The sequence below is a fragment of the Mycobacterium sp. genome (assembly GCF_050701675.1).
Classification (GTDB): domain Bacteria; phylum Actinomycetota; class Actinomycetes; order Mycobacteriales; family Mycobacteriaceae; genus Mycobacterium.
Window position 1 is genome coordinate 1 of sequence record NZ_JBOGDD010001120.1, and the last position, 1,745, is coordinate 1,745.

2 protein-coding genes are annotated in these 1,745 nt (G+C 70.3%); one reads left to right on the forward strand and one right to left on the reverse strand.

Annotation, left to right across the window (positions count from 1 at the left end; all coding sequences use genetic code 11):
• Positions 1-32: 32 nt before the first annotated feature.
• Positions 33-620: an NrtR DNA-binding winged helix domain-containing protein gene (locus ACRDUX_RS34715; protein ID WP_526421035.1), complete on the reverse strand. Its 588-nt coding sequence runs from the start codon at positions 618-620 to the stop codon at positions 33-35.
• Positions 621-742: 122 nt separating this feature from the next.
• On the opposite strand from ACRDUX_RS34715, the gene ACRDUX_RS34720 reads away from it, so the two are divergent.
• Positions 743-1,720 (forward strand): ADP-ribosylglycohydrolase family protein, encoded by a 978-nt coding sequence (locus ACRDUX_RS34720; protein WP_526421037.1) that lies wholly within the window; start codon positions 743-745, stop codon positions 1,718-1,720.
• Positions 1,721-1,745: the final 25 nt, after the last annotated feature.

Below are 1,745 nucleotides of genomic sequence, written 5' to 3' on the forward strand. Positions count from 1 at the left end.
GAGCGTGGGGGTAATCCACGTTCGGCGGGCGGCTAGCGTCTGCGCCGGAACACCTCGGCCGGGCGGCCGCGGGTGCCGGTGACGACCTCTCCCGTCGGCTCCAGTTGGGGTTCCATGACCCGGCGGAACCTGTCGCGCTGCAGTGGCTCACCCGCAACGGCTTCGTGAGCCATGCGCAGATCGCGCAGAGTGAACTCGGGCCCGAGCAGCCCGTCCGGATCGGGAGTGGCGGCATAGCGGGGCCGCATGTCGTCGACCGCCCTGGCGATGATGCCCGCGTGGTCGTGCGGCAGCCGGCCTGGCCGCGACGTCGGCATCAGCCTGGTGCGATCCGGGAATCGGGACGCGAGCCGGTCTGCGCCCACGACCGCGAGGTGGGCCACCGACAGGACCCAGCCGCGGTCGTCGCGATCGGGGTCGTCGAAGACGTGCAGTTGACGCGGCCGCAGCCCGTGCACGCCCGACTTCTCCCGCAGCGACCGGTCGACGGCGTCGGCCAGTCGCTCGCCGGGATGCAGGAAGGTTCCTGGCAGGGCCCACCCGCTGTCATCGTTGCGGCGTACCTGCAGGACCAGCAGATCCGATCCCGCCGTGCCGAGGGTGACCAGCGCGGTGTCCACGGCGACGGAGGGCCGTGGGTAGTCGGTGAGCGGCCTAGCCGGATGCGTGGGAATTTGTCAGCCTTCTGTTGTACATTTCATTTAGCTCATTATTGCGCTAAATCTTTCGAGGCGGGTACGAGATGACGACATTGACTACAGCACAGATCGATCGGGCCTGCGGCGTACTGCTCGCCACCGCCGCCGGCGACGCACTCGGCGCGCCGTACGAGTTCCAGCCCGCCAGGGGGCCGGAGAAGGACGTCGCCATGGTCGGCGGCGGCGGCCTCGGCTGGGCGCCTGGCGAGTGGACCGACGACACGTCGATGGCCATCGCGATCGCCGAAGTGGCTGCCACCGGCGCCGATCTGCGCGACGTCGATGCACAGGACGACGTCGTCGAGCGCTGGTACGGGTGGTCCCGCACGGCCAGGGACGTCGGCATCCAGACCCGCCGCGTGCTCGACTACGTTGGGAACCAGGAAGGTTGGGCCTCCCCCGCCAGATACGCCGCCTTCCAACTGCACGAGCGCACGGGCCGCACCGCAGGCAACGGTGCGCTGATGCGGACCGCCCCCGTCGCGCTGGCCTACCTCGACGACGAGGACGCTCTCGTCACCGCCGCCCGTCAGATCAGCGCGCTGACGCATTACGACCCGGACGCGTGTGACGCATGCGTGCTGTGGTGCTGCGCCATTCGCCACGCGGTGCTCACCGGCGAGCTGGACGTGCGCGTCGGACTGCATCGCCTCGACGCGGGCAGTCGCGCGACGTGGTCGGACCGGCTCGACGTGGCAGAGTCCTCGCGCCCGAGCGACATCGCCAACAACGGCTGGGTGGTCGCCGCACTGCAGGCCGCCTGGTCGGCGATCGCGCTGACGAACACCGGGGCGGGGCATCCCACCGAACACCTGACCCGCGGGCTGGACGCCGCCGTGCGGGCGGGCGACGACACTGACACCGTGGCCGCCATCGCGGGTGGTCTGCTCGGCGCGGTGTACGGCGCGTCCGCCGTGCCTGCGCAGTGGCGCAATTTGCTGCACGGCTGGCCGGGTCTGCGAGCCCACGACCTGGTGGCCCTCGTCGGCCGGATCGTCAAGGAAGACATCGACTTTCCGTAACGTCACAACCTGCCCGGTGCAAACC